Source organism: Levilactobacillus koreensis JCM 16448 (assembly GCF_001435525.1).
Taxonomy (GTDB): Bacteria; Bacillota; Bacilli; order Lactobacillales; family Lactobacillaceae; genus Levilactobacillus; species Levilactobacillus koreensis.
On record NZ_AZDP01000067.1, the window covers coordinates 1 to 5625 of the forward strand.

Here is a 5625-nt window from a genome sequence, read left to right on the forward strand (position 1 = left end):
TTTCCAGTCTGAAGCGTCCCCACAGCAGGCGGAATCCCTGTCAGCCGGAGTGCGGCCATTTCACACTATCTTAACGGTGCGAATCCTTGCCAATACTGGGACGAGACAGATATTTTATCTTTCAACCTTTAGTAAATAGAAAATAGTGAGGTATCGGTCGGTGACTTAGCATGAGTCAGTGACGGGTGCCTCTTTTTTTGAACTCAATTTGAAGGCGAACGATAGTTTTAGGTTGGAAGACGGGCTTTCTATAGGGCAATTCGTTAATATTGGTGATGAAACAGCACAATCGACCAGTATATATTTTAGTCGTTTGAGTGACAACGTGAGATCTTTAAGGAAGCTAGTTTAGCTATACGTTTGCCATTGACTAAGTCGAGACTATATTTGGCGGACGATATACGTGAAAATGTTTTAACGGCGTGACGGGGGATAAATTTACGAGGTATCTGAATGGAATTGGGGAGCGCGGCTATTCTTCACTGACTTTTCACTGAGGTTCCTAACGTGATAACAGCGAAAGCAGGGCGGAAGTGCTACGATAAAGGTAACTAATTCAAACGGGGTGTTAAGTGATGAAACAAGTTAAAATTGCTGGCCAACAGGTTCCGGCCATGGGAATCGGTACCTGGCACATGGGCGAACGACCAGCCCAAAGAGAAACTGAGATTGCGGCGATCCAAGCCGGTATCTCCGCTGGTGCTCGAGTCGTGGACACGGCCGAAATGTACGGGTCTGGCAAGTCTGAAAATCTAGTGGGCGAGGCGTTGAAGCCCTTTAAACGAGAAGATATTTTCCTGATTTCTAAAGTCTTACCCGAAAACGCCTCCCAACGCCGCATGGAAGCCAGCTTAGATGCGAGCCTCCAGCGCTTGCGAACGGACTATCTCGACCTTTATCTCTATCATTGGCGCGGCAGTGTGCCATTGAGCGAAACGGTGGCTGAGCTACAACGCTTGCAAACAACCGGTAAAATTCGGTCGTGGGGGGTCTCCAACTTTGACATTGCCGACCTACAGGAGCTATGGGCTTTGCCCGGGGGTGATCAAGCCGTTGCCAACGAAGACCTCTATCACTTGGGTAGCCGTGGCTTGGACTACGCCGTCTTACCTTGGCAACGTGACCACGATTTGCCACTGATTGCGTATTCGCCGATTGCTCAGGGAGATTCCTGGGGCCATCATTTGACCACGACGCCTATCGTTCAGCAGATTGCGCAAGCCCATCATGCCACCATCTATCAGGTCTTACTGGCATGGGTCGTCCGGCATCCACAAGTCTTAGCGATTCCCCAGACGAGTTCCGTGGCCCACATGGAACAAAATATTGCCGCCGCAGATCTGACGTTGAGTGCTACCGAGTTGGCCGCCTTGGACCAGCAATTTCCGGCACCCACAAGTAAACAACCACTCGATATCCTTTAAGGGGGAGTTCACATGCAATACTTTACCTCGGATACACACTTTTTCCACGCTGATCTATTAGGGGACAATGATTTTGCCCCGCGACCTTTTGCTAACGTGGAGGAAATGAACCAAACGATTATTGATAATTGGAATGCCCGCGTGGCGCCAACCGATACCGTCTATCATCTGGGCGACATCGCGTTGTACTTTACGAAGCCGGCCGTGAAATCGGATGAGGCGGTCACCGATGTGCTCTCTCAGTTGAATGGGCATCTGGAATTGATCAAGGGAAATCATGACAGTCGGGCACTATTTAAGTACCTGGCCGCGCACAATCCCATTGATCATGGGCAGCCTAAATTCGCCTTTCATGACGTGGGCGTGCTGATCAAGTATGACCATCGGCAGTACTACATGACGCATTATCCAATGATGATGGGAATTGTGAACCAGATTATTAACTTACACGGTCATATTCATCACTATGCGGTGCCAGTTAAAGAAAATATTAATGTCGGTGTTGATACCCCCGAACAGCGCTATTTGGATGAGCAAGTACCATTTGGCACACCATTTTCCACCAGTGAGATCGAACAGATGGTGACCGGTAAGGCCCAAGAGTTCCGCGACAAGCAATAGCGCTTGACCGTTTCTCCCCGATGCCGTAGGATTAAAATCAGTGTTAAGAGGAGAATGAGAACATGGAACGGATTACCATCTTGCATACGAACGACCTGCATTCGCACTTTGAAAATTGGCCGCGCATTCGGCGCTATTTGGCGACGAGTAAGGCTCAGGCACAGGCGGCGGGGCACACGGTGTTCACCTTTGATCTTGGTGATCACGTGGATCGGGTCCATCCCGTGAGTGAAGCGACGAACGGGCAGAAGAACGTGGAGCTGATGAATCAGATCGGCTACGATGCGGTCACCATCGGTAATAATGAAGGCCTCGGCTTTATGCGGGCACAGCTGGATCACCTGTATGATCACGCCAACTTTCCGGTGATCGTGGGGAATATTCTTACTGAGGACACCCGCGAGCAGCCTAAGTGGGCCCTTGATCACGAGTTGTTGACGACCAAGGCGGGGATGAAGATCTTAGTTCTTGGGTTGACCGCCCCGTACAAGTTGACCTATCCGTTAGCAGGGTGGGAACCAATTGGGGTGAACCAGGCGCTCAGTGACTTGTTGGCGAAATACGATCAGGAGGCCGACGCCTGTGTTCTGTTGTCCCATTTGGGATTAGACGTTGATCGCCAGATTGCTAAACGCTTTCCCCAGGTGACGGTCATTATTGGCAGTCACACTCACCATTTGTTACCTCATGGCGAGCAGGACCATCACAGCCTGTTGGCCGCCGCCGGTAAATTTGGTCGTTATGTGGGCAAAATCGAGTTGACCGTGACGGCGGACCATACCGTTGAATCGGCGACGGCTAGTGTCGTGGAAACGGCGACGTTGCCGGAACAGCCCGCGGATCAGGCCGAAATCGATGGCCTGCAAGAACTTGGCGAGTCCATTTTATCTGAGCAGCGGGTGGCAGACCTTCCCGTGGCAATGGAGACGGACCCCATCGGGCAACCCCGATTGGTACGAGAAGGCTTGCACGCCATTGCGGAGCATGCGGGGACCCAAGCTGCGGTGTTAAACGCTGGCTTGTTCCTGGAAGACCTGCCTCGTGGCGTGGTCAATCAACGACAGTTACACGACCTTTTACCCCATAACATGCACGTCATGACGGTCACCTTAAATGGGTACGACCTGTGGCGGCTGGTCCAGGAGTTCGAGCTCATGCGGCTCTTCTTGCGGCGCTTTCCGCAAAAGGGGATGGGTTTTCGGGGGAAGATCTTTGGGGAATTGAACTATTTAGGCATTGCTTACGATGCCCAGACCCACCAGGTCACTTGGCGTGGTGAGCCGCTTTCACCCAACCGGCAGTATAAGTTGGCCGTATTGGATCATTATTTATTCATTCCCTTCTTCCCGACCATTTCCATTGTGGGAGAAAATCATATTTTATATCAAGATCTCTTGCGGGAAGTGTTTGCCAAGTATTTGGCACGCCACTATCCGTTAGCTGATAAGTAGAAAGGATGACGACGGTGGATCGCAAAGATTTAGAAGCCTTAGTTGCTGAACAACGAGAGAACCGAGAACCAGCCGCCGAAGTAGTTCGGGTGGACGAAACCCATCTGACCATCAATGGCCATCCCTATGAGGTGGTCGCAGACGTCCGCGACGGTTTTGATTTTGCGGAGTTTTCGCGACGATTTAGTACGATTTTAAGTAAATTTGATTATATTGTGGGCGACTGGGGATTCGAACAGTTACGCCTTAAGGGATTCTACGCAGAGGACCGGGCAGGCGCTAAGCAAAATCAGATTGATTCGGTGCAGGATTATCTGTATGAATCGTGTAATTTTGGTTGTGCTTACTTTATTCTGCACAATTTGGACGTCAAAACGGCACCTAAGCCTCGTCGGAGTCGGCGTCGACGTAAGCCAGCGGAGAATGCGGCACCACGCTCAACAGCAGCCAAGCCCGTTGCTAAGGCCACGGCTACCAGAGCGACGCCTAAGACCGCTACAGCAACCACTGGTGAAAAGCCACACCATGCTGCGGCCAATAACAACAATAATAACAACAGCCAACATCGACGTCGGCGGCGTTCCCGTCACCGGAATACGGCGCATCCGTACACAGAAGAGCGGCGGACAACGGCCAGGCCAGCGCAACGGACGACCAAGACCGTGACGGTTGCTTCCGGTGGTCAGGGGCGGCGTCATTTTACCATTCGACAGAAAAAAGAAGATTAGGGAGAGTTTGCGGTGAAAGATTATCAGGCATATTTGATCGACTTGGACGGAACGGTCTACGCGGGGTCGAAGCGTTACCCGGCGGCAAAACGGTTCGTTGAGCGTCTGCAGGCAGCCGGAACGGCATTTAAATTTGTGACGAATAATACGACAAAACTGCCCGTGGACGTGGTGGCCAATCTAGCGGACAATCACGATATTCACGTGACGACTGATAATGTCTATACGGCGGGGCTGGCTACGGCTGATTACTTGGATCAACGCGCAGGTGATGGTGAACGAACCGTCTACGTCGTGGGAGAGATTGGGTTACGTCAAGCGCTGATGGCCAAGGGATTCACGGTCGATGAAGAGCATCCGCGCTACGTGGTCGTGGGGCTGGATAGCGATGTGACCTATGAAAAATTTGCCAAAGCAGTCCTAGCCATTCGCAGCGGATCGACATTTATCGGTACGAATTCGGACTCCAATATTCCGAAGGCGCGGGGGTTGATGCCAGGTGCAGGGGCCTTAGTGGACCTTGTCCGGTATGCGACTCAGACCCAGCCGATTTTTGTCGGTAAGCCGGAGCCAATCATTTTGCAGAACTCGCTGGCTCAGTTGGGAATCGCGCCTGAGGACGCCCTAATGGTCGGGGATAACTACCAGACGGATATTCTTGCGGGAATTCACGCTGACGTGGACACACTGCTGGTCTATACGGGAGTTTCAACGCCGGAACAGGTCGCTCAAGAGCCGATTCAACCGACATATACCGTGTCATCACTGGACCGTTGGGATTTAGAGGTGGGGCCGCGTGAGTAGGTTAAATCGTTGGGGTGGCATGACCGTTTTAATGCTGGCCCTGATCACACTGAGCATTACGTTGACCATCAATGCCGTCTGGCTATACCGGCTGGATATTCATTGGTTAGGAATCACGCATCTGGTTCAGATGTCGCCTAACCGTATTATGCATAATTATTATCAAATGTTGGGCTACCTCGAGCTTCCGTGGGTCACTAATCTCAGTATGAGTGATTTTCCCACGTCATATACGGGGATGATCCATTTTGAGGACGTGAAACGCCTATTCTTGCTGAATAACGTCGTTTTATTGGTGACGGTGATTCCGTCGGGCCTGTATCTACGCCAGCTCCATCAGCGCGCGGAACAGTGGCGACTATTGCGTTCGGCACAGATTGCTGCAGTGGTCCCGTTGGTGTTGGCGGCAATGATGGCGGTCAATTTTAACGGTTTCTTCGTGGCCTTTCACAAGGTCCTCTTTCGCAATAACGACTGGTTGTTTGATCCGGACCTCGATCCGATCATCACGGCCCTACCAGACACATTTTTCCTTCACTGTTTCATCTTAGCCTTCGCGTTATTTGAAATTGGCGTGGGGATTCTGTATTGGCGGGG

General features: G+C 51.5%; 6 protein-coding genes. All 6 read left to right on the plus strand.

Features of this window, described 5'->3' with window-relative positions; translation table 11 throughout:
• Positions 1-575: 575 nt before the first annotated feature.
• Positions 576-1424, plus strand: a complete 849-nt coding sequence (locus tag FC99_RS05755; protein ID WP_048732030.1) for an aldo/keto reductase — start codon at positions 576-578, stop codon at positions 1422-1424.
• A gap of 12 nt (positions 1425-1436) precedes the next feature.
• A complete protein-coding gene (locus FC99_RS05760; protein ID WP_048732028.1) occupies positions 1437-2045 on the plus strand; it encodes a metallophosphoesterase family protein in 609 nt (202 codons plus the stop codon).
• Positions 2046-2107: 62 nt separating this feature from the next.
• A complete protein-coding gene (locus FC99_RS05765; RefSeq protein WP_048732026.1) occupies positions 2108-3496 on the plus strand; it encodes a bifunctional metallophosphatase/5'-nucleotidase in 1389 nt (462 codons plus the stop codon).
• 5 nt (positions 3497-3501) lie between these two features.
• Positions 3502-4224: a YutD family protein gene (locus tag FC99_RS05770; protein WP_053083531.1), complete on the plus strand. Its 723-nt coding sequence runs from the start codon at positions 3502-3504 to the stop codon at positions 4222-4224.
• A 12-nt stretch (positions 4225-4236) separates the two neighbouring features.
• On the plus strand, positions 4237-5028 hold the full coding sequence (locus tag FC99_RS05775; RefSeq protein WP_048732024.1) for a TIGR01457 family HAD-type hydrolase: 792 nt from the start codon (positions 4237-4239) through the stop codon (positions 5026-5028).
• Positions 5021-5625: TIGR01906 family membrane protein (locus tag FC99_RS05780; protein ID WP_082617805.1), on the plus strand; the 605-nt coding region annotated here is incomplete at its 3' end. The genes FC99_RS05775 and FC99_RS05780, both read left to right, overlap by 8 nt.

What these genes read in the sequence shown, in the direction of transcription:
- FC99_RS05770 (WP_053083531.1), top strand. Translation starts at nt 3,502, where the DNA reads ATGACGACGGTGGATCGCAAAGATTTAGAAGCCTTAGTTGCTGAACAA.
- FC99_RS05765 (WP_048732026.1), top strand. Translation starts at nt 2,108, where the DNA reads ATGGAACGGATTACCATCTTGCATACGAACGACCTGCATTCGCACTTT.
- FC99_RS05760 (WP_048732028.1), top strand. Translation starts at nt 1,437, where the DNA reads ATGCAATACTTTACCTCGGATACACACTTTTTCCACGCTGATCTATTA.
- FC99_RS05755 (WP_048732030.1), top strand. Translation starts at nt 576, where the DNA reads ATGAAACAAGTTAAAATTGCTGGCCAACAGGTTCCGGCCATGGGAATC.